Origin of the sequence: Arthrobacter sp. AK01 (genome assembly GCF_021109375.1) — a bacterium.
Taxonomy (GTDB): domain Bacteria; phylum Actinomycetota; class Actinomycetes; order Actinomycetales; family Micrococcaceae; genus Arthrobacter.
Map to the genome: position 1 here is coordinate 73,585 of NZ_JAJOHP010000008.1, position 23,153 is coordinate 96,737.

Genomic DNA, 23,153 nt, shown 5'->3' on the forward strand with positions numbered 1-23,153 from the left:
CGGCTAGAGCATCTTCTCCCACGTCATGCTGCGGTTCACCGGCATATAGCCCATGCCGAGGTAGAGTTCCAGTGCCCCGGTGGGGTTGGCGGAGTCCACATCCAGTGACGCTACGTCCATTCCGGCGTCGATGTACCTTCGCATGGCGTCGGCCAGCAGTGCTTGGGCTATGCGACGGCCGCGGAAGGCGCGCCGCACACCCAGGAGTTCGGTGTAGCCCTCCTTGAATCCGCGATCGGATGCCGAATGGGGGTCGAAGCTGGTCAGCTGGTACCCGGCCACCTCCCCCGTAGCGGAGTCGAGAACCACCGCGCTGAGATCGTGCCGCGCTGTGGGCTCCTCGATGGTGAAGCGCCACGATTCTTCGTCCCTGGGCTCGCTCCCCCAGTGGTCCCGGAAAGCATCGTTGTGCGCTTGGCGTACCGGCTCGAAGAGCGTGGGATCCAGGGTCCTCAGTTCCAGCCCTGCACCCAGCGGGACTTCCGGCAGACCTGCCGACAAGGGTCGGTGCATCTCATTGAACCAGCGCACCGTACCGTAGCCGTGACCCAACAAGAGCGTGGCCTGGTGATCGTGCTGCTCTTCAGTTTGGATGCGGAGCCGGGGTGGGGCGGTGGTGTGCCCGGCTGCCTGGTCGGCCTGGAACCGCCTGCGGACCTGCTCTTCCTGCCACACCAGGACAGCGGAGCCGATTCCGCGTTGTTGCCATTCGGGATCGACACACGCCATGCCCGTGGCTTTGTCGCCCCTGGGGTTTTTGGAGATCCGCCCGTAAGCACGTGCAGTTTCCCCGGAGTCCAGGCCCAGCAGCGTGCTCGTCCGGGGCGGATTCTTACTGGATTCCAGGATGTGGATCAGGTCGCCGCGCTTTTCGTACCACGCAGGATGTTCGACGGCGGCAGTCCGGGCAATCAGTCCGGCCCAGTTGTCGAGGTCTTCCATGGTGGCTGGCCGCCACTGCAGTCCGGTGGCGTCGGCGTCAGGCAAGGCTTGGCTTGGGGCTTCGAAAGACATGCCAACAGGCTACTGAGGGGTAGGCCTTCCCACCAGCTCCGGCGCGCCCACGGCTGGGTAAGCAGCGGGCCGTGCTGCAGGCAGCTCAAGTCGCGCGTCTGCCGGATCGATGTCTTCGGGGTTATGCGTCACCAGGACTACAGTGACGTCCTTGAGCCCTTTGCGGAGGATGGCCATCATTTCCCGTGCCGAACCGGCATCCAGGTGCGCGGTGGGCTCATCGAGCAACAAGACGGAGGCTCCGGTCAAGAGCGTCCTGGCCATCGCCAGCCGCTGCCGTTCGCCGCCGCTGAGGAAGGAGCCGCCAGGGCCGATGCGGGCGTCCAGCCCACCTGGCAATGCGGCCACCACCCCGTCGAGTCCGACGTCGGCCAGGGCCTTGCGCATGTCATCCTCACTGGGTTTCGCTCCGGCCGGGCGGCTCAGCAAGAGGTTTCCCCGGATAGTGGAGTCGAAAAGGTACGCCTCCTGGGGGCACCATGCCGCCGCGCCTGTCAACTTGGCACTTCCTTGCGCAAGGGGCAGGAAGCCCAGCAGTACGGACAGTAGCGTGGTCTTTCCCGCGCCCGAGGGTCCGGTCACTGCAAGCCAGCGGCCCGGCCCGGCTTCGGCCGTGAGGCCGGCGAAGGCGTTCGGACCCCCGGGCCAGGCGGCCGCCGCGTCGTTCAACTCAAGTCCCACTTTGCCATCGCGATCCGGGAGCGGCTGCGGGCCGCCGTCGGGCGTTTCGGCACGGTCAACTGCGGCAGGAGCATCCAGCGCACCTGATTCTGCCACCCTCCCGAGGACAGCTGCGAGCGCCGGGGCTTGTCGTACGGCCGAGACAATACCGCCGAAGGCGTCCACCAAGGCGAGCTGCATCAGGACGACCACTGCCACGAGTTCGGTGGCAACCGAACCGTTGGCAACCGAGGGAGCGCTGAGGGCACCTGCCCACAGGGCTCCCAATGAGCAAGCCAGGACGATCACCGATTGGCCGAGGCCTTCAGCCCATGCCGAGCGTTGGGCGGAGAGTGTGGCTGCCCGATCCTTGGTGCGCAGGTCCTTGAGGAGCGGCCCGGCCACACTGTTGGCCGTCAGTTCGGCCCGGGCATCCAATGCTGCAGCAACGCCACGAAGTACCGCGGAGCGCATTTGCTGTTCGGCCCTGGCCGCGTTCCTGTCAGCCAGGACGGCAAGGAGCGGGGCAAGGGCAAGGCCCACCACTGACGCCACCACCACGGCGGGAAGCGCTGCGGGCAGAATGATGGCGGTGGCTGCGATCGCTGCTCCGCCGACGCCCACTGCGGTCACTGGGGGAAGCACTACCCGCGGTAGGAGGTCCCGGAGGGTGTCGACGTCATCGACGACCGAGCCCAGCACGTTGCCGCCGTGGAGGAGGCGCCTCAGGGACAGTGCCCTGCGGCTCAGCGTTGCCCACAGTGCTCCGCGGAGATGGGTCATGGCGGCGAACACGGCGTCATGGGTGAGGAGCCGCTCGCAATAGCGCAGCACGGCCCTGCCGATGCCAAAGAACCTGACGCCCACGATTGCGCCGAGCAGGTAAAGGATGGGAGGTTGTTCGCTTGCCCTGATGATCAGCCAGCCGGACAAACCGGACAACGCCACGGCGAACAGGGCGGCCAGGACTGCAACTGTGCCAGCTGCTGCGAACTTCCACTGCACGGGCTTCAGTATCACCAGCAGGCCCTTCAGGCTGCTGGTCTTTGCGGCGGGGTTCATGACGGGGTGGACCACAGCAGCTGCATCACGGGCTGCGGCTGAGTCCGTGGTGTTCCTGGCGCGCACCAGTGGAACCTCAGGCCCGGCCTCATGGCGCTTGCTTCCAATGGGCACCAGGTGCTCGGCGAGCGCACGGGTGTCGGCATCATGGGCCACAAGGATCACGGTGACGGTGCCCCGCAGCGTTTCGATGGCGTTGCGGACCGCCCCCGCTGAGTAGTGGTCCAGGTGTGCCGTGGGTTCGTCCAGCAGCAGGACCGTGGCCCCGGCTTCCACCCTTGCCAGGCCCCGGGCAAGGGCAACCCGGCGCAGTTCGCCGGGACTCAATTCGGCGGGATTCCTGGCTGCCAGGTGTTCAGCTTTTGCCTTCTGAAGGACACGTGTGACTGCCTCGGTGACGTCGCCTTGGTACCCGTCGAGGTACAGCTCCATCTCTTCCTGGACCGTTTCTGCTGCGATGACGGGGTGTTGCGGCACCCATGCCACAGCCCCGGATCCTGTCACGGTTCCCGTGACGGCAGCGTCGGGCCCTGGTCCGATGAGTCCGGCGAGGACGCCCAAGACGGTGCTCTTCCCGGTGCCGCTGTCGCCGTCGAGGGCTGTAATGCTGCCCCGTGGGGCAGTAAAGCTGAGGGGCCCGACGGCGGCCCCGGACCTTCCTCGGTAGGTCACCGACAGTCCGCTCACCACTACGTCGGTCGAGGCTGTGCTCGAGGGGCCACCTGCCTGCAGTGGCTGGTGGGCCGGTACCTCCAACACGGCGTTGGTGGTTTCCAAGGCTGCCCGGCCGTCGTCGCTGGCGTGGTGGGCTGTGCCCAGCTCCCGCAGTGGCAGGTAGCAGTCGGGGGCGAGGATGAGTGCCAGCAGGCCGGCTTCGAGGGCCATGTCGCCTGCCACCAGCCTGACACCGATGAACACGGCAACCACGGCTACGGAAATCGTCGCAATAAGTTCGAGGGCAAGCGCGGAGAGGAAGGCAGTCCGGAGGGTGCCCATGGTCTTGCTTCGGTACTGCTCCGAGATATCTTCCAATGCTGCGCGCTGTTCACTGGCGCGCCCCAGGCCCACCAGCACCGGCAGGCCCTTGGCCAGCTCAAGGATGTGGCCGGAGAGCCTGCGGAGGGTGGTCTGGGCGTCGCGGACGCTGTCCTCGGTGTGCCGGCCGATCAGGACCATGAACAGTGGCACCAAAGGAACGGTCAGGACGATCACCACGGCGCTGACCCAGTCGGCAAACAGGATCCTGGCCCCGATCAGCAGCGGCACCGTGGCGCAGTTCACCAGGGCGGGAAGGTATTGGGTGTAGTAGTCGTCCAGTGCGTCCAGGCCCCGCGTCGCGAGGATTGCCAGGCCGCCGTCGTTCATTCCCGCTACCGGCGACGGGCCTCCGTCGGCCAGCGAGCGCCTCAACAGCTGCGCCCGCAGCTCCTCCTTGACGCCCAGGGCTGCATGCCGGGAGGCGATGCCCTGGCCCCACACCGTGAGTGACCTCAGGACAGCTCCCACAGCCCCCCAGATGAGTCCGCTGTCCCAGTCTCCGGTTCCGGCAGCGAATCCTGCCAGCATCCCCGCCACGGCTTGGGCCATAAGGACCAGGGACAAGGCCTTGAGGGCAGAGAGCAGGCCTAGGGCGTAGAGCGCTGATCGCGTGGCGGGGCCGGAGGGGAACACGGGCTTCATGGGGCGGCTAGTCTCCCGTTGTGTTGCTGGCGGACGGGCTGTCCTTGGCGATCAGGACCTTGGCAGCAATCGCGGGAAGGAACCCGTGGGCCTCTGGAATATGGGCCGCGCTGACACGTCGGCGGAACACCCAGTACGTCCATGACTGGTACGCAATCACCAAGGGCAGGCCAATGGCTGCAACGATGCTCATAAGGCCCAGTGTGTAATCCGACGACGAGGCGTTGGAGATGGTCAGGTTGAAGGCTGGATCAAGGGTGGAAGGAATGACGACCGGGAACGCTGCCCCGAAGATCGACGCCGTAGCGCAGACAATGAAGGCACCGAACGCACCGAACGCCCGCCCTTCGGACCCGGCCCGGGCCAACGTCCATGCCAGGACGACGGCCCCTGCTGCGGCCGCCACCAGGGCCCAGGTCCACGGCTTGCCACTGAGGAACTGTACTGAAACCATCCATCCGAACATGGGCAGGACGGCAACGGGCGCCAGTCGCACGAACCATCGGCGGGCACGGTGCCGCACCTCGCCGTCGGTCTTGAGGGCAAGGAAGGCCAAGGCGTGAACCAGCGCGAACGCCACCACACCGAAGCCGCCCAGGAGCGCGTAACCGCTGAACCAGGCCATCGGGCCGCCGATGCGGTCACCGTTGGCATTCAGGGGAAGGCCCGTGGTGGTCAGGGCCAGGGCGGCGCCGATGCCGAAGGCTGCACCGAAGGACCCGACGGCGATGGCCCAGTCCCAGCGGTTACGCCACCGTTCCGAGTCCACCTTGCCGCGGTATTCAAACGCGACAGCGCGGAAGATCAGTGCTGCCAGGACGCAGAGGAGCGGCAGGTACAGCGCCGAGAACAGTGAGGCGTACCAGAGGGGGAAGGCCGCGAAGGTGGCTCCTGCTGCGGTGAGCAGCCACACCTCGTTGCCGTCCCACACAGGACCGATGGTGTTCAGCAATACCCGGCGGTCGGTGTTGTTACGGGCGAACAGTTTCATCAGCATGCCGACGCCGAGGTCAAAGCCCTCCAGGAAGAGATACCCCGTCCACAGCACCACGATGGCCACGAACCAGATGGTTGGCAACAGTTCCATTGTCAGTTTCCTCTGCTTCTAGTAGGCGAATGCCAGGACGTCGTCGCCGGTCTTATCCGGCCCCGCATCGTTCTTGTCACTGTGGTCGGTGTCCTTGCCTTCGTCGGCGTGAGCCAACTCCGGCATGGCCGATGCCACGCCACCACGGATGTATTTGACCAGCAGCTTCACCTCGACCACCAGCAGCACGGCGTAGATGGCGGTGAGGACCACCAGCGACGTCATGATTTCACCGGCACTGACTCCCGGGGAAACGGCGGCCGCAGTGAACATGAACACCTGGTCGATGCCGTTCATGTCCGGATTGGGGGCCACGACGAATGGCTGCCGGCCCATTTCGGTGAAGATCCAGCCCGCTGCGTTGGCTCCGAACGGTGCAAGGATGCCGAACACAGCGAGTCGCATGAGCCATTTCGACCGGGGTACCACGCCTTTGCGGGTCACCCACAGTGCCAGGAGGGCCGCAAAGGCAGCGATTCCGCCGAAACCGATCATCATGCGGAAACCCCAATAGGTAACTTCCATGACTGGCACATACTGGATTTCCTGTCCGGCGCGGTCGCCGTACAGCGGGTTGTCCGGGAGGTGGGTTCCGTACTTTTCCTTGTACTCTCCCAGCAGGCTGTTGACGCCCTTTACTTCGGTCGTGAAGTCGCCCTTGGCGAGGAAGGAAAGGATGCCGGGTACTTCGATGACGGCCACAATGTCATCGCAGTTGGTGGCGCCAAGGTTGCCGACGCTCAGGACCGAGAATCCGGTGCCGTCGTGGCAGGCAGCTTCGGCTGCGGCCATCTTCATGGGCTGCTGTTCGAACATCAGCTTGCCCTGCAGGTCACCGGTGATGGCGGTGCCTGCGAAGGAGATCATGGCAACGACTGCACCGATCCTGAGGCTCTTCATCCACACCGTGTAATCGGACTTGTCCCGACCGGGGATCGCGGCTTCGCCGGGAACCAGCCTGCCGTCCTTGCCCACGACGTCGATGCCGTCGTGCCGGCGGCGCCACAGGTGGTACCAGGCGATGCCCAGGAGGAACGCACCGGCAACGGCGAGTGCGCCAAAGAGCGTGTGAGGTACGGCTACCAGGGCTGTGTTGTTGGTGAACACCGCCCATGCGTCGGTCATCACGGGCCGGCCGTCCACCATCTCCACGCCAACGGGGTGCTGCATCCATGAGTTGGCCACGATGATGAAGTAGGCGGAGAAGACCGAGCCGATGACGGCGATCCACAGGCAGGCCAGGTGAACACCGCGTTTGAGTTGCTTCCAGCCGAAGATCCACAGTCCAAGGAATGTCGATTCAACGAAGAATGCGAGCAGTGCTTCGAGGGCCAGTGGCGCGCCGAACACGTCGCCGACGAACCGGCTGTACTCACTCCAGGCCATACCGAACTGGAACTCCTGCACGATGCCCGTAGCCACACCCATGATGAAGTTGATGAGGAACAACTTTCCCCAGAACTTGGTCATCCGCAGATATTCGGGCTTGCCCGTGCGGTACCAGATGGTTTGCATGATGGCCACCACCAGACCGAGGCCGATGGTGAGGGGAACCATCATGAAGTGGTAGACGGTAGTGATACCGAATTGCCAGCGTGCGATTTCCAAGGCGTCCATGGCTGTCCTTTGTGCGGTGGACCGAAGTACGATGACTTACTTCTACGTCACGTAGAAAACTTCTCTTCTACACAGTGTAGAACAAATGGCGGGCGACGAATCCCATTCTTCAAGTGGCGTCACCCACGCGCAAGGGTTCACATCCGGGCGCGGCGCGCCGATAGTTCTACCTCACGTAGAATGAAGGTCTGAAAAGCGGTAGATTTATTGTGGAATGTTGGATCATCGCTCCCGGCAGCAGCCACCCTGCACCGGGAAGCGGAAGGTAGGGACGTATAAATGGCAAGTCTTGGGGAACTGGAACGGGCAGTGATGGATCTGCTCTGGGCAGGCCAGGAGGCTGCAACCGCCAATACACTGCGTGATCTTCTGGCGCAGGATTCCGAAGCCGGCGACGGCACCGCGGGTCATCAAGGCAAGGATCTGGCCGTGACCACGGTCCTGACTGTACTTTCACGCCTGGAGAAGAAGGGCCTGGTGGAGCGCGAACGTGGAACGCGTCCGCACCGCTACCAGGCAGTTTCCAGCCGCGCAGACCACACCGCCGAGCTGATGCACGAAGTCCTGGGCTCCGCCCCGGACCGCGAGGCCGTACTGGCCCGTTTCATTGGTTCCGTCACCGAAAGTGAAGCCGCTACCCTGCGCAAACTGCTCGGCTACAATTAGCCACTATGTTCTGGACCTCATACCTGCTTGCGGTCCTGGCATTGATTCTGGCGTGGCCGGTACCTGTTTTGCTTTCGCGCGCGCAGTGGCCGGCACGATCCCCCTTCACGGCCATGGTCCTGTGGCAGGCGATAGCCCTTGCCGGTGGCTTGTCCATGATTGGCGCCATGCTCGTCTATGGCCTCGAACCCATCGGCGAGAACCTCATTGCAGGACTCAAGAGCCTGGCCGGGATGGTTTTCAACAACGAACCCACTACGGCGCTGGGATTCTGGCACCTGTTCGCATTGTCCGCGGCGGCCCTGCTCACCGCGCATCTGGTCTTCACCCTGCTGCTGACCTACTACAAAATCGAGCGCCAACGGCGGCGGCACCGTGAGCTTCTTGCCCTGCTTGCCTCACCCTCCGACGACGGCCCAGGGACTGTGGTGATCAACCACGACTCCCCCGTGGCCTACTGCCTGCCCGGAGGCGCCCGATCCGTAACGGTATTGTCCGACGGCCTCATGGCCGCCCTCGAACCCGCAGAACTCAGGGCTGTGCTCATTCATGAGAACGCCCATCTTTCCCAGCGCCATGACCTCCTGCTCTGGGCTTTCGCCGCATGGCGGCAGGCCCTGCCCTGGTTCCCCACCACGAGGCTGGCCCAGACGGCCGTGAACTCGCTGATCGAGATGCTGGCCGATGACGTCGCGCTCCGCACCGAAAGCAAGGGCACACTGATCAAGGCCATCGCGATCGTCGCCAGCGGAAACTCGCAGCCGGCCATCGGAGCCCCGGCGCTCAACGCCGGGGGTGCCGTCGTCGAAGGCAATACAGTCAGCGCCACCGGCGGTGCCGACTCGCCACGAACGACGGCGTCACGCGTCAGCCGACTACTCTCGCCGCAGCCTCCACTCACCAAGGGCCTCCGCGTGCTGGTCCTGGCGGCTTCGGCGCTCCTGCTCGCAGTACCAACGGCATTGTTGATCGTGCCGGGATTGTTGGGCTAGCTAAGTGACCGCGCAGCGAGCCACACGGGAAGCTGCTTCCCCGGCCTGCTTGCCATTGCAGTCGGAACACCGACGGCCGGCATCCTGCCGGGAGCCGGGTGGATCTACTGTGCCGCCGTCCTCATCGGTTTGGGCATCGGCGTGGCAACACCCCTTGCGTTTGCCCGCCTGGCGGGTTCAACACCTCCGGAACGGCTTGGGAGGACCATGGGCTCCGCCGAACTGGGACGTGAACTCGGCGACGCCGGCGGCCCGCTTCTGGGGGAGTTGCCGTTGCCGCGGGACTGCCCTGGGGACCCGGCGCTTTGGCGTTGGTGGTCGGAGCGGCGGCGTCTGCCGCCCCTTCCTCCCGGACCGCCCCAACCCGTCAGGCTGTTCCCGCGCCGCCCCGGCATTAGGCGTCGATACGCTCCCGGTCCAAGGTGGCAGCACCGGCGATGATGAACTCCTTGCGGGGCGCCACGTCCGAACCCATCAGAAGGTCGAAGACTTCCTCCGCCCGCTGCGCGCTTTCAATCCCCACCTTCCGCAGGGTCCGATGCCGCGGATCCATGGTTGTCTCAGCCAATTGCTGGGCATCCATTTCGCCCAGGCCCTTATAGCGCTGGATGGGCTCCTTGTAACGCTTGCCTTCCTTGGCGAGGTTGGCAAGAAGGACGTGGAGCTCGGCCTCGGAGTAGGTGTAAATCATCTCGTTGGCCTTCTGGCCCGGGTTGATCACTTCCACCCGATGCAGGGGCGGCACAGCTGCAAAGACGCGGCCGGCCTCAACCATCGGCCGCATGTAGCGGAAGAACAGGGTCAGCAGCAAAGTACGGATGTGCGCGCCGTCGACGTCGGCGTCTGTCATGAGGATGACCTTGCCATACCTTGCCGCGTCAATATCGAAGCTGCGTCCCGAACCGGCACCAACCACCTGAATGAGCGCGGCACACTCTGCGTTGGAGAGCATGTCTCCCACGGAGGCCTTCTGGACGTTGAGGATCTTGCCACGGATGGGAAGCAGCGCCTGGAAGTCGGAGGAGCGCGCAAGCTTGGCGGTACCCAGCGCGGAGTCACCCTCAACGATGAACAGCTCGGAGCGGGCAACATCGTCGGTTCGGCAGTCGGCTAGCTTAGTGGGCATCGAGGAGGTTTCCAACGCGTTTTTGCGTCGCTGGGTTTCCTTGTGCACACGGGCCGAGATGCGCGATTTCATCTCGCTGACCATCTTCTCCAGAAGGAGCGCGGACTGGGCTTTGTCGTTGCGGTTGGCCGAATTCAGGCGTGCAGTGATCTCCTTTTCAACCACCTTGGCCACAATGGCACGAACCGCCGACGTGCCCAGGATCTCCTTGGTCTGCCCCTCGAACTGGGGTTCCGCAAGACGGACTGTCAGAACGGTCGTCAGACCTGCAAGGATGTCGTCCTTCTCGATTTTGTCGTTGCCGGCCTTCAGCTTGCGGGCATTCGTCTCCACGGCCTTACGGAACGTCTTGAGCAGGGCGGCCTCAAAGCCGGACTGGTGGGTGCCGCCCTTGGGTGTGGCGATGATGTTGACGAAGCTTCGCATGGTGGTTTCGTAGCCAATACCCCAACGCAGGGCGATGTCCACCTCGCAGTCGCGTTCGACTTCGGCGATCTTGCTGTGCCCGTTTTCGTCCAGGACCGGAACGGTTTCCTTGAACTTTCCAGAACCGTGAAGACGCCAAACGTCCGTCACTCCCGCGTCGGCGGCCAGGAATTCTACGAACTCGCTGATGCCGCCGTCGTGGTGGAACACTTCTTCATGCGCGCCGTGCTCCCCCGGAGTTCCAGCAAGCTTGCGTTCGTCACGGACCGTGATTTTCAGTCCGGGCACCAGGAAGGAGGTCTGGCGGGCACGTGCCGCCAGGTCGTCGTACGAGAATTTCGCGTCAGGCGTGAAGATTTGCCGGTCAGCCCAATAGCGAACGCGGGTTCCCGTCACACCACGCTTGGCCTTGCCCACAACGTCAAGCACCGAGTTTTCAACGAACGGCTCAAACTTTGCCTCAGGTCCCGGTTTGGACCCTGAATCCACGAACCGGCCGGGCTCACCCCGGCGGAATGACATTTGGTAGGTCTTGCTTCCGCGATCCACCTGGACATCCAGACGGCTCGAGAGCGCGTTCACCACTGAGGCGCCGACGCCGTGCAGGCCGCCCGACGCCGTATAGGAGCCGCCGCCGAACTTGCCGCCGGCGTGAAGCTTGGTGAAGACAACTTCGACGCCGGAGAGGCCCGTTTTGGGTTCAACGTCCACGGGAATGCCACGGCCGTCGTCATGGATTTCCACGGAATTGTCTGCATGCAGGATCACCTTGATGTCGTGACCGAAGCCCGCCAAGGCTTCATCAACGGCATTATCGATAATTTCCCATAGGCAGTGCATGAGGCCGCGGGAGTCGGTGGAGCCGATGTACATGCCCGGGCGCTTGCGGACGGCTTCCAGGCCTTCAAGGACAGACAGGTGCCGGGCGTTGTATTCAGAACTCGGTGCCACTCGCGGTGTGCTCCTTCGGGGTATATCTCAGGGGTGTTTCCCAGCCGTGATCTTGCTGGTAATTCAAGGCAAACACTGCCCATACTAGGCTAGCCGCGAAGGCCGCCCGGCACTGGTTGCCACTCCCGCAGGAGCGCAACCTGCATGGTTACGTTACGCACATGTGATACGCGGACAGCGAAAGTGACCCATCCTTGCCATGGATCTGCATCGAATGCTGGTTATATGGATGTACAGAACTACTAAGGAGGCCGACATGACAACAGCAGTTGCAGACCGCACGCTGAACGCAGCTGACCGCTGTGATCGTTGCGGAGCCCAAGCGTACGTCCGCGTTGTACTCGAGTCCTCCGGCGGTGAGCTGCTCTTCTGCGGCCACCACGCACGTGCAGTTGAAGCCACGCTTCGGCCCATGACTTCCGACTGGCACGATGAGACCGAGCGCCTCAACGAGAAGGCTACCGTCCCCGCCGACTAGGCAGGGCAATCCGGGCACTGTCCGGAAAACCACTTTGAGCAGGTGATGAGGCTCCTCCCAACCGGGAGGAGCCTCATTGCATTGAACAGGCCTACCCGGCGCGCGAACCTGGCACAACAAAACGGCCCAGCCGGAAGTCCGACTGGGCCGCATGTACGTGCTGGAATTCTAGTCCAGGTAGTCCCTGAGGACCTGCGAGCGGGACGGGTGCCGCAGCTTGGACATGGTCTTGGATTCGATCTGGCGGATGCGCTCACGCGTCACTCCGTAGACCTTGCCGATTTCGTCTAAAGTCTTCGGCTGTCCATCGGTCAGGCCGAAGCGCATCGCAACAACTCCAGCTTCGCGCTCGGACAGCGTGTCCAGAACGGAGTGCAGCTGCTCCTGGAGCAGCGTGAAGCTGACTGCGTCAGCGGGAACAACAGCTTCCGAGTCCTCGATAAGATCGCCGAACTCCGAGTCACCATCCTCGCCAAGCGGGGTGTGGAGGGAAATCGGCTCACGGCCGTACTTCTGGACCTCAACAACCTTCTCAGGCGTCATGTCCAGCTCCAACGCCAGCTCTTCCGGCGTTGGTTCGCGGCCGAGGTCCTGAAGCATCTGCCGCTGGACACGCGCCAGCTTGTTGATGACTTCCACCATGTGGACCGGAATACGGATGGTACGGGCCTGGTCAGCCATGGCACGGGTAATGGCCTGGCGGATCCACCACGTTGCATACGTGGAGAACTTGAATCCCTTGGTGTAGTCGAATTTCTCCACCGCACGGATAAGGCCCAGATTGCCTTCCTGGATCAGGTCCAGGAAGAGCATGCCACGGCCCGTGTAGCGCTTGGCCAGAGATACCACAAGGCGAAGGTTGGCTTCGAGCAGGTGGTTCTTGGCACGCTTACCGTCGTGGATGACGAATTCAAGTTCACGCTTGAGCTTGGGATCCATGGATCCGTCATCAGCGTTGATCTTTTCCTCTGCAAAGAGGCCGGCTTCAATACGGAGCGCGAGGTCGACTTCCTGCTCGGCATTCAGCAGGGCAACCTTACCGATCTGCTTCAAGTAGTCCTTGACGGGATCGGCCGTGGCGCCCGCAGACATGACCTGCTGGACCGGGGCGTCGTCGTCGTCGGCATCGGAGTAGACGAATCCCGATCCGGAAGGAGCCGGCTTGTCCTTTGCGGCAGCGGCACCTTCCTCGGCGTCGTCTTCACCGACTTCGACTTCCTCCGCTGCTGCGGGATCAAAGTCTTCGTCCTCGGCATTGGCATCCTCGGCGTCGGAGCCAGAGGAAGTGTTCGCGGCTTCAGCAGCGGCCTTCGCGCCGGGCTTGGGTCCACGCTTCTTGGGTGCCGGCTTGTCAGAGTCGCCCTCTGAGGCCTTGTTGGCAGCACGTGTCGCTGCGCGCTTTGCCGTTGTGGCCGCCTTCTTTTCCTCAGCGGACAATTCGGCCTGGGCGGCGGGTTCCTTCTCGACGGAAGACGGGGTCACAGAAAACCTTTCTAGCGGCGGTCTGTGGAATCACCATACGGGCAACACCACTATGACCCTGTCAAGTCCGCGATCAATTTCAAATGCGATCGCCGTCTGCAGAGCCACTATGTAGAACTCCCGACGACACTGTATTGTTCCCGTTTCCGGGCCAATGCAGGCATTCGAACGCGGACCCAACCGGGTCTCGGCATCCATTGTCTCACGGTTTTGCGAAACCCACGCCTGATTACTGCGGAACGGCTATGCGTTGGCGTCCTTGTAGCCCCGCCATGCAGAGCCGGGCTGTCGGGCCCAGGGACAGACCGCGCCCCGGCCCAGGACTTCCATGAGGAGTCCGGCCAGGCGGTAGCCCGGTTGGGCAGCCTCCGCCTGGATAAGGGAGGCATGGGCCATGGAACCGCTTCCCTTACACCAGGAAATCCAGCCCTGAAGGGTGAAGGCCGCTGCCGCCACCTCCCCTGATTCCCCTTCCACGCACAGCCCGGCGAGGACCTGCTGCAGTTGATCAAGATGGTTCCAGGACGGCTTGTCCGGCTGCATCCCCAATAAGATGTCTCCATAGGTGAACACATTTCCCGGCGCGTTGGAATCCTCAGGCCCTGGAACTGGAGGGGCGACTCCATGGGTCGCCACGCCCAGTTCGCGGGGATCGAACACCGTCGCATCAGTGTCATCAGCAGTGAACAGTCCGAAGGCATGCGCACCGGATCTTGCCGATTCAATACCGGCGGCCGCCATGACCACCACTGCGTCCCGCCAGGCAGGGACCTTCAGGGTTGTCCTGAGGAACCCCATGAGCTCAGCATCCGGTCCAGGATGCAACGGCCCGTTTGGGCCGGCCACGTCCAGAACATGCTTCCACACGGTAAGGACGGCCTCTAGGCAGCCTTCACTGCGCCACATGCCGAGAATTCGCTCTCCGTATCGGGACTCCGCCTCAAGCACCAGGGGATCAAGCGCTCCGGTCCTGGTGAGCTTGGGTATTCCGGGCTTGCCCTTTGGCGACGGCCCAAGAGCGCTTCCCCGGTACACCAACTCAGCACTCAACCGGCTGTCCTTAATGCGGGCCACCGGAAGTCCTGGCAGCGGACAGCACCCTTCATCCGAACAGTAAGCGCTGCGCCAGTACTCGGACCCGACAAGCCACGCATCCCGCATGGGCATGCCAACCCGCTCCAAGTCCTCCTGCAATGCTTTGAGCATGGGCATCATGCGGTGGACCACATCGCCGTCCTCCCAGCCGGCATCGGTGTAGACCGCAAGCACTACGCCGTCGGCCTCCTCATCCGCCTCCAGGTACCTGCGGATCTGTACGGCAAAGCAGGCCAGGGCCTGAGCCGTTGTTCGGAACGGGAGATCAACGCGAAGCGTCGCGCCCAGAACATTTCCCTGCATGGTGATGGCGACCAAGCTGTCTTCCGGCCAATAGCCCAGCGTGTGCGGGATGTAGCCAAGGATGTCTTCGGGTTGGTGGATGCTGAGTGTTTCGTTGGTGGTCATGCTTCCAGCCTGCTTAGGTGCGGCCGGGCCAAACAGGGACCATCCTGCCTATGTGGAAAAAGCACCGGGAGAAAGTCCCTGGACGTGGTGTCGTGCAGGCTAACGGCCGCCGCGCCGGTCCTCGATGGCATCTGCACGCGCAGAGCGGCGCCGCTCTATCCGCTCGCGGCGTTGCTTGGCGAGGGTCGCCGCCAAGGGAGGAACATGGATTCCCTGCGCAGCCATCTGCCGCCGGACCTGGCGCCGTGTCACGAGGATAAGGACGGTACCGAGGCCGAGGAGGATGAACTGCACGCTGAGGGCTATGCGGAAAGGCGCAAGTCCATACAAATCGCCACCGGAGAAACCGCTGGCGTTCAAGAGATCCAGAACCAAGCCGATGAGATAGATCGCAACAAGGGCCGCAATGAAGCCACCCACGTTGACGATGCCGGTTGCTGTCCCGATTCTGTGCGACGGATTGAACGTCCGGGCGAAATCGAAACCGATCATGGACCCGGGCCCGCCTACAGCCAGCACCACCACCAGGATCACCAGCATCCACAGCGGGGCGCGGTCCGGGAGGAGGAGCACAGCCGCCCACGCCAATGCCGTGGCCAAAGTGATGAGGAGGACCATCGCAGACCGTCGCATCGGATGCTTTGATACAAAGCGGCCAAAGCCAGGACCGGCAATGATGGCGGTGGCCACGAACAGTGCCATCAGGGCTGAAACTGTCCCGGCATCCAGGCCCTGCGCTGACAGGAGGAACGGGTAGCCCCAGGTCATCGCGAAGAGGTTCCCGCTGAACTGCACTGTGAAATGGCTCCATAAGCCCAGCCGGGTTCCCGGTTGTTTCCAAGCACGTGACAGCGAGACACCCGTAGCCCTCAGGCCCTGGCCGGCTTCCTTTGGCGGGTGCCCTGGAGGCGCATCCCGCAGCAGTGCCAGGACCAACACCACGGCCACCACGGACATGGACGCCAGCGTCAGGAATGCCGGAGTCCAGCCGGCGGTGTGGAGAAGCAGGGCAAACGGAACCACGCTGAAGAGTTGTCCCAGTTGGCCGCACATTCCGGTGAGCTGCGTCACCAAGGGCACTTTGGCCGGGGCGAACCATAAAGGAACCAGCCGGATCACAGAGATGAAGGTCATCGCGTCCCCGGCCCCAACAAGCACACGGCCCAACACGCCCCCGGGAACACTGTCCGCGAAAGCAAGCTGTAGCTGGCCAAGCCCCATCAACACGGCGCCCCCGGCTATCATCGCGCGGGAGCCGAACCTGTCCACCAAAACGCCCACCGGAATTTGCAGGCCCGCGTAAACCAAGAGCTGCAACACCGTGAAAAAGGAGATGGCGGCCGCACTCGCATGGAAGCGTTCAGTGGCTTCCAATCCGGCCACGCCAAATGAAGTCCGTTGCGCCACGGCCACCAGGTATGCGAGCACGCCGATCGTCCAGATCAGCCAGGCGCGGGGAGCATTCACCCCCCAATTATGCCCCGCGCCGGATCAAAGATGATTTATTGAGGCGAGTCTTTACGCGCCAGATAGGCCTCAACGGCGGCGCCAAGGTCTTCTGCATTGGGCAGTTCATCGTTCTCATCTGCCAGCAGGGAGCGGCGGACAACGCCTTCGGATTTCTCGTCGTAGCGCGTCTCCAGATTGGTGACCACCGCCTGCACTTCTTCCGACGCCTCGATTTGCTCGGCTATCTGGCGGCCCACTTCCCTACCCGCTTCGCGGAGTCGGTCCGTGGGCAGCATCAGCGATGTGGCGGCCCCCAGGTACTCCAGGCCGGCTACGGCTGCCGGAGGGTACTCAGCTTCTGACAGGTAGTGGGGCACGTGGATGACGTAGCCAGCAACATTCCGTTCGGCTTCCGTGAGCCGGAGTTCGAGGATGTGGCCAATAGCCGCGGGAACATCCACCGTGGGCTTCCAGCTGGAAATGCCCTCGATGAGATCGGGCCGGTTGCCATGCACCGTGACTCCGACGGGCCGCGTGTGCGGCACGGGCATCGGGATGGAATGGATCCACGTCACCAGGTTCACGTCGAGATGTTCCACGATTCCGACGACGGCACGCGAGAAACGTTCCCACTGAAGGTCCGGTTCGAACCCGGCCAACAGCAGAAACGGTTGGCCCAGCCCATCGTTCAACTTGTACAGGCCGAGCTTGGGAGCCTGGTAGTCCTGCAGATGGTCTTCGACAAAGCTGATGTGGGGCCTGCGAGAACGGTAGTCAATGAGTTGGTCGGCATCGAACATGGCCACCACCTCGGCATCAAGTTCTTCCAACAGTTCCGCGTTGATCTGCCGGACAACATGGCCCGCATCGGCAAAGCCCGTGAAGCCCATCACCATGTCCAGCCCGCGCAACTCCGGGCTGTGGAAGGTCTCGATATTACGCGCGTATAGCGATTCGGGGTCCAGGAGGGAGCCGGATATCCGTTCAAACACGGCGTGTTCCTTTCGCAATGACAAAGTAAGGGAAGATCCCGGGCAGCCGGGCAAAGAGCACCATGAGGGCACAAAGTCCTGGCTGCGGGATTCTACTAATTCGTACAACGCTGCACCTCCAACGGGCATTCCTGCCCCGGATGTGCCGCAGCTCTCATTTAATTGCTGTCCGCGGCGCTCGAGAGACTACGATCGAAACGGGCCGGCATCCTCGTGCGAAGCTGGCCCAGAAGACCAAGGCCGCCGTCGCAAGAGGACGTCGGGCACGTACCGGGGCTGGCCGCCGAACATGCGGCCCCGCCATGCAAAAGCAGAGAGAAGTGAGGAAACATCCTCGTGGTCAAGACTACTGACATCATCCTGGGCATTATCGCCAAGGACCTGAAAAAGTCCCCCAGCGACGCACTTGTGATTGGAGTTGCGCAAGGCGCGGATGGGCCTGTGCTGCTCACGAACCCCTTGAGCGCTAAAGCGGCCGAGTCAGTCGCTGGCTCCCTGAAGCTTTTGGGGATCACCGGCGCCCCAGATCAGGCACACCGGCTTCCAGGCCTGCCCGAGACGGGCTCGGGCATTCTGGTCCTGGCGGGCGTGGGTAAATTGTCCGACGCCGGAAGCCTCACCGAAGAGGCCCTGCGCCGCGCCGCTGGATCAGCGGTCCGGCAACTGGCCGGCGTCTCCTCAGTGACTCTTGCGTTCCCGACGACGACAGTCGCCGACGTCGCGGCCGTTGCTGAAGGTGCCGCCATGGGCGCCTACTCCTACACGGAGCACCGTTCCAGCAAGGATGGGCTGAAGGCCCCTGTGGCCAAAGCCCTGATTTTCTCGGATGTCGACCCCAAAGCAGCCCAACCCGCGCTTGACCGGGCAACAGTCTTGGCCCGTGCCGTGAACTCCACCCGTACCCTGGTCAACCAGCCGCCAAGCCACCTCTACCCGGAGTCCTTCGCCGAGTCCGCCAAGGAACTCGCCAAGGGCCTGCCGGTCAAAGTGACCGTATGGGATGAGAAACGGCTGGAAAAGGAAGGCTTTGGCGGAATCCTCGGCGTAGGCAAGGGTTCCACCCGCCAGCCCCGCTTGGTCAAGGTCGAATACACCCCGGTAAAGGCCACGAAGAAGATCGCACTCGTGGGCAAAGGCATCACGTTCGACACCGGCGGTATTTCCATCAAGCCGGCCCTCGGCATGGGTGACATGAAGAGCGACATGGCCGGTGCCGCCGTCGTACTTAACGCTGTCCTGGCCATCGCTTCGCTGGGTTTGCCCGTCAAGGCAACCGCATGGCTCTGCATCGCGGAGAACATGCCATCAGGTGCCGCGCAGCGGCCCGCTGACGTCCTGACCGTCTACGGGGGCAAGACAGTGGAGGTCCTGAACACGGACGCCGAAGGCCGCCTGGTGATGGCTGACGGTATTGTCGCTGCAGGCCTCGAGAAGCCCGATGTGATCATTGACGTCGCCACGCTGACCGGCGCGCAGTTGATTGCGCTGGGACTGCGCACGGCTGGCGTCATGGGTTCCGACTCAGTCACATCAGCCCTGAAATCCGCGGCAGACAGGGCCGGCGAGCTGGTCTGGCCGATGCCGCTGCCAGAGGAACTGCGCCCAAGCCTGGACTCCCAGGTGGCCGATCTCGCCAACATCGGTGAGCGCAACGGCGGCATGATGACCGCCGCCGTTTTCCTGCGCGAATTCGTCGGCAAGAACGGCGACGGCCAGCAGATCCCTTGGGCCCATGTCGATATTGCGGGTCCGTCCTTCAACAACGGGAGCCCCTACGGCTACACCCCCAAGCAGGGAACCGGATGCACCGTCCGTACCTTGGTTGCCTACGCCGAGGATCTCCTGGCAGTTTCTGCCTAAGCGGCACTCCCACGCCCTTCCGGGGTAGTGCGGACACCCGCGGGACACCCCTGCAGGAGCCCGCACAACCCCGGAATTATGCGGCGTGTAGCGCTATGTCACAAGTGAACGTGAGTCTCGACACAAGCGCTCCACAAACGCCCGCAGAGGGTGGAGCATGGGTAGGTGGTTCGCTAAGGTGAACTCGATAGTCACAAATGCAAGAGAACTTAGGTGCTGGCATAATCACGGCAGAACAAGTTCCAAAGACCAGATGACACCAGTCCCGTGTCATCATTCACGCGAGGGAGCGTTTTAGTGGCCGATCAGGCAACTGCGCAAGAATTCGACATCCTGGTACTCGGTGGCGGCAGCGGCGGCTACGCCACCGCCCTGCGGGCCGTACAGCTTGGGTTCACCGTTGGCCTTGTGGAAAAGGCAAAGCTCGGCGGAACCTGCCTGCACAACGGTTGTATCCCCACCAAGGCACTCCTGCACTCGGCCGAACTGGCCGACCACGCACGCGATTCCGCCAAGTACGGCGTCAACGTCACGCTCGACAGCATCGACATGCCGGCAGTGAACGCTTACAAGGACGGCATCATTGCCGGTAAGTTCAAGGGCCTTCAGGGACTTATCAAGTCCAAGGGCATCACCGTCATCGAGGGTGAAGGCAAGCTTCAGGGCAACAACACGGTAGTCGTCAACGGCACCCCCTACACGGGCAAGAACATTGTCCTTGCTACGGGTTCCTACTCGCGCTCCCTGCCCGGCCTGGAAATCGGCGGCAAGGTCATCACCTCTGACCAGGCCCTGACCATGGACTACATCCCCAAGAGCGCGATCGTCCTTGGCGGCGGCGTCATCGGCGTCGAATTTGCTTCCGTCTGGAAGTCGTTCGGCGTGGACGTCACCATCATCGAAGGCCTCCCCTCCTTGGTTCCCAACGAGGACGCATCGATCGTCAAGAACCTTGAGCGTGCGTTCAAGAAGCGCGGCATCAAGTTCACCACCGGCATCTTCTTCCAGGGTGTCGAGCAGAACGACGACGGCGTCAAGGTCACCTTGGTTGACGGCCAGACGTTCGAAGCCGACCTCCTCCTCGTCGCAGTTGGCCGCGGCCCCGTGACTGCCAACCTGGGCTACGAAGAAGCCGGCATCACCATCGACCGTGGCTTCGTCATCACCAACGAGCGTCTCCACACCGGCGTAGGCAACATCTACGCAGTGGGCGACATCGTCCCGGGCGTCCAGCTCGCGCACCGCGGCTACCAGCAGGGTATCTTCGTCGCCGAGGAAATCGCCGGCCTCAACCCGGCCATCGTCGAAGACATCAACATCCCCAAGGTCACGTACTGCGAGCCCGAAATCGCCACGGTCGGCTATACCGAAAAGGCCGCCAAGGAAAAGTTTGGCGACGACCAGGTACAGACCCAGGAATACAACCTTGCCGGTAACGGCAAGAGCTCCATTCTCGGCACCGGTGGCATCGTCAAGCTCGTTCGCCAGAAGGATGGCCCCGTAGTTGGCATCCACATGATTGGCTCCCGCATCGGCGAGCAGATCGGCGAAGCCCAGCTGATCGTGAACTGGGAAGCATACCCGGAGGACGTGGCCCAGCTGGTCCCCGCCCCCCCCCCCCACAACGAAGCTTTGGGCGAAGCCCACCTCGCCCTCGCGGGCAAGCCGCTCCACGGCTAAGTCTTTACCCAAGACAAACGGGTCGGGTGCATGCAGCGGAATCTGCCGGATGCACCCGGCCCGGACCAGCAGAATTCATCCGCACAAAGATCAATAAGGAGAACGGGGACGACATGTCTGAATCCGTTAACTTGCCCGCCCTCGGTGAGAGTGTCACCGAAGGAACCGTCACCCGCTGGCTCAAGCAGGTTGGTGACCGGGTAGAGATCGACGAGCCGCTGCTCGAGGTTTCAACCGACAAAGTAGACACCGAAATCCCTTCTCCGATCTCAGGCGTCATCGAAGAAATCCTCGTCGCTGAAGACGAGACGGCTGAAGTTGGCGCCCCCTTGGTCCGCATTGGCGACGGCTCCGGCTCTGGCGCTCCTGCTGCAGAAGCTGCGCCGGCTGAGGAAGCACCCGCTGCTCCGGCCGAGCAGGCTGCACCGGCGGAAGAGGCTCCTGCCGCTGAAGAGAACCAGGCACCCGAAGCTCCCGCAGCTTCGGGCGGCGAAGGCCACGAAGTAACCCTCCCCGCGCTGGGCGAGAGCGTTACCGAAGGAACCGTCACCCGATGGCTCAAGGCCGTTGGCGACACCGTAGAGGTCGACGAACCGCTCCTCGAGGTCTCCACGGACAAAGTCGACACCGAGATTCCCTCGCCCGTTGCCGGGACCCTGCAGGAAATCCGCGTCAACGAGGACGAGACTGCCGAGGTTGGTTCCGTCCTGGCCGTGATCGGATCCGGCGCAGCTGCTCCGGCTCCCGCCCAGGCCGCCGCGGCTCCTGCCCAGGCTCCGGCCGCACCGGCAGCAGCACCCGCACCGGCAGCAGCACCCGCTCCGGCGGCCACTCCGGCTCCCGCGGCCGCACCCGCTGCTGCACCCGCACCGGCAGCCACTCCGGCCCCTGCCGCTGCTCCGGCTGCTCCCGCGACTGAAGGTTCTTCGGAATCCGGTTACGTCACTCCCCTGGTCCGCAAGCTTGCCAACCAGCATGGCGTGGACATCGCGTCAGTCTCCGGCACCGGTGTCGGTGGCCGCATCCGCAAGCAGGATGTCCTGGCCGCTGCCGAAGCCAAGCAGGCCGCCGCAGCCCCCGCTGCATCGGCTCCTGCGGCAGCTCCCGCTGCCAAGGCTGCTGCCCCGGTCGTCGCATCGTCGCTGCGCGGGACCACGGAGAAGGCCCCGCGTATCCGCCAGGTCATCGCCCGCCGCATGCGCGAGTCCCTTGAGGTCTCCACCCAGCTGACGCAGGTGCACGAGGTCGACATGACCAAGATCGCCAAGCTGCGCCTCAAGGCCAAGAACTCGTTCCAGGCCCAGAACGGTGTCAAGCTGACCTTCCTGCCGTTCATCGCCAAGGCTGTGGCCGAGGCCCTGAAGCAGCACCCCAAGCTGAACGCTGCTTACGACGAGTCCAAGCAGGAAATCACCTACCACAACGCCGAACACCTGGCGATCGCCGTCGACACCGACAAGGGCCTCCTGGTTCCCGTCATCTCCGACGCCGGTAACCTGAACCTTGCGGGCCTCGCCGGCAAGATCGCCGACGTCGCAGGCCGTACCCGCGACGGCAAGATCGGTCCGGACGAGCTGTCCGGCGGTACGTTCAGCATCACCAACATCGGTTCTGTTGGCGCACTGTTCGACACCCCGATCATCAACCAGCCGCAGGTGGGTATCCTCGGGACCGGCGCGATCGTCAAGCGCGCTGTCGTAGTTGCCGACGAAAATGGCGATGACTCGATCGCCATCCGCTCCATGATGTACCTGTCCCTGACGTATGACCACCGCCTGGTGGACGGCGCGGACGCCGGCCGGTTCCTGCAGACCCTCAAGGCCCGCCTTGAGGAAGGTGCTTTCGAAGCTGACCTTGGTCTCTAGGACTCGGCTTCAGTAGGCGGCGCCTACAGGACAAAAGGGGCAGGCTACCGGGAAAACCGGTGGCCTGCCCCTTTGCTGTACCCACTCGCGCGTGGCTTTGCTACGTGACGTAGAACCAACTGGATAAGCTGGGGGCATGAGTATTCTCTTCAACATTCTGGTGTTCTTGCACATCGTCGGCGCAGCCATGATTGTGGGCTACTGGATCGCCACCCTCAGGGAGCCAACCGTCCACCCGCGTCAGCGCGACGGCGCTTTCCTTCAGCTCCTGACGGGCATCGCAATGATGGGGCTGTTCCCGTTGTTGCCGGACGCCGACCCCAACTACTTCAAGCTTGGCGTTAAGTTCGCCATCGGCGTGGCCGTTGCAGTCCTTGCCGTCATCGGCTCACGCAAGGTAAAGAACGGCGAACCAGTTTCGACTGGTTTGGCCCACGGTGTCGGCGGCCTGGCGTTGGTGAACATCGCAATCGCCACCCTCTGGAACTAGTCCGGGTATCTTCCCCTCGACATTGCCCTGAACCACGGCAGCCGTCCCGCAGTGCATCCATGCACAGCGGGAC

16 protein-coding genes are annotated in these 23,153 nt (G+C 63.2%); 7 read left to right on the forward strand and 9 right to left on the reverse strand.

Annotated features, from left to right (window positions below):
- Positions 1–3 precede the first annotated feature (3 nt).
- From LN996_RS04540 to LN996_RS04555, 4 genes are read right to left on the reverse strand one after another with little or no spacing between them, the layout of a single operon-like run.
- Positions 4–1,014 (reverse strand): GNAT family N-acetyltransferase, encoded by a 1,011-nt coding sequence (locus LN996_RS04540; protein ID WP_231338979.1) that lies wholly within the window; start codon positions 1,012–1,014, stop codon positions 4–6.
- A 9-nt stretch (positions 1,015–1,023) separates the two neighbouring features.
- On the reverse strand, positions 1,024–4,416 hold the full coding sequence (cydD, locus tag LN996_RS04545; protein WP_231338980.1) for a thiol reductant ABC exporter subunit CydD: 3,393 nt from the start codon (positions 4,414–4,416) through the stop codon (positions 1,024–1,026).
- A gap of 7 nt (positions 4,417–4,423) precedes the next feature.
- Complete coding sequence (cydB, locus tag LN996_RS04550; RefSeq protein WP_231338981.1) at positions 4,424–5,503, reverse strand: cytochrome d ubiquinol oxidase subunit II; 1,080 nt, start codon at positions 5,501–5,503, stop codon at positions 4,424–4,426.
- A gap of 18 nt (positions 5,504–5,521) precedes the next feature.
- Complete coding sequence (locus LN996_RS04555) at positions 5,522–7,120, reverse strand: cytochrome ubiquinol oxidase subunit I (RefSeq protein ID WP_231338982.1); 1,599 nt, start codon at positions 7,118–7,120, stop codon at positions 5,522–5,524.
- Between the two features lie 279 nt (positions 7,121–7,399).
- On the opposite strand from LN996_RS04555, the gene LN996_RS04560 reads away from it, so the two are divergent.
- Positions 7,400–7,786, forward strand: coding sequence for a BlaI/MecI/CopY family transcriptional regulator (locus tag LN996_RS04560; RefSeq protein WP_011774471.1), 387 nt, complete (start codon positions 7,400–7,402; stop codon positions 7,784–7,786).
- A 5-nt stretch (positions 7,787–7,791) separates the two neighbouring features.
- A complete protein-coding gene (locus LN996_RS04565; protein ID WP_231338983.1) occupies positions 7,792–8,778 on the forward strand; it encodes a M56 family metallopeptidase in 987 nt (328 codons plus the stop codon).
- Between the two features lie 394 nt (positions 8,779–9,172).
- On the opposite strand, the gene LN996_RS04575 is transcribed toward LN996_RS04565, so the two are convergent.
- On the reverse strand, positions 9,173–11,281 hold the full coding sequence (locus tag LN996_RS04575; RefSeq protein ID WP_231338984.1) for a type IIA DNA topoisomerase subunit B: 2,109 nt from the start codon (positions 11,279–11,281) through the stop codon (positions 9,173–9,175).
- Between the two features lie 256 nt (positions 11,282–11,537).
- Between LN996_RS04575 and LN996_RS04580 the strand changes: the two genes are divergently transcribed.
- A complete protein-coding gene (locus tag LN996_RS04580; RefSeq protein ID WP_231338985.1) occupies positions 11,538–11,759 on the forward strand; it encodes a hypothetical protein in 222 nt (73 codons plus the stop codon).
- 168 nt (positions 11,760–11,927) lie between these two features.
- Here LN996_RS04580 and LN996_RS04585 read toward each other — a convergent pair whose 3' ends face one another.
- The 4 genes from LN996_RS04585 to LN996_RS04600 form a co-directional block, all read right to left on the reverse strand.
- Positions 11,928–13,241 (reverse strand): RNA polymerase sigma factor, encoded by a 1,314-nt coding sequence (locus tag LN996_RS04585; RefSeq protein ID WP_231338986.1) that lies wholly within the window; start codon positions 13,239–13,241, stop codon positions 11,928–11,930.
- A gap of 243 nt (positions 13,242–13,484) precedes the next feature.
- Complete coding sequence (locus LN996_RS04590; protein WP_231338987.1) at positions 13,485–14,744, reverse strand: DUF4192 domain-containing protein; 1,260 nt, start codon at positions 14,742–14,744, stop codon at positions 13,485–13,487.
- 99 nt (positions 14,745–14,843) lie between these two features.
- Entirely contained in the window at positions 14,844–16,211 is a 1,368-nt protein-coding gene (locus LN996_RS04595) for a nitrate/nitrite transporter (RefSeq protein WP_231338988.1), read from the reverse strand.
- 35 nt (positions 16,212–16,246) lie between these two features.
- A complete protein-coding gene (locus tag LN996_RS04600) occupies positions 16,247–17,185 on the reverse strand; it encodes a proteasome assembly chaperone family protein (RefSeq protein WP_231338989.1) in 939 nt (312 codons plus the stop codon).
- 336 nt (positions 17,186–17,521) lie between these two features.
- Between LN996_RS04600 and LN996_RS04605 the strand changes: the two genes are divergently transcribed.
- From LN996_RS04605 to LN996_RS04620, 4 genes are all read left to right on the forward strand, one after another.
- On the forward strand, positions 17,522–19,045 hold the full coding sequence (locus tag LN996_RS04605) for a leucyl aminopeptidase (RefSeq protein WP_231338990.1): 1,524 nt from the start codon (positions 17,522–17,524) through the stop codon (positions 19,043–19,045).
- Positions 19,046–19,342: 297 nt separating this feature from the next.
- The gene (gene lpdA, locus LN996_RS04610) at positions 19,343–20,725 is read left to right on the forward strand and encodes a dihydrolipoyl dehydrogenase (RefSeq protein WP_231338991.1); all 1,383 of its coding nucleotides are present in this window, start codon (positions 19,343–19,345) and stop codon (positions 20,723–20,725) included.
- Between the two features lie 113 nt (positions 20,726–20,838).
- Positions 20,839–22,590 (forward strand): 2-oxoglutarate dehydrogenase, E2 component, dihydrolipoamide succinyltransferase, encoded by a 1,752-nt coding sequence (sucB, locus tag LN996_RS04615; protein WP_231338992.1) that lies wholly within the window; start codon positions 20,839–20,841, stop codon positions 22,588–22,590.
- 136 nt (positions 22,591–22,726) lie between these two features.
- Positions 22,727–23,080 carry a hypothetical protein gene (locus LN996_RS04620; protein ID WP_090825484.1) on the forward strand — a complete coding sequence of 118 codons (354 nt, stop codon included), beginning with the start codon at positions 22,727–22,729 and terminating at the stop codon, positions 23,078–23,080.
- Positions 23,081–23,153: the final 73 nt, after the last annotated feature.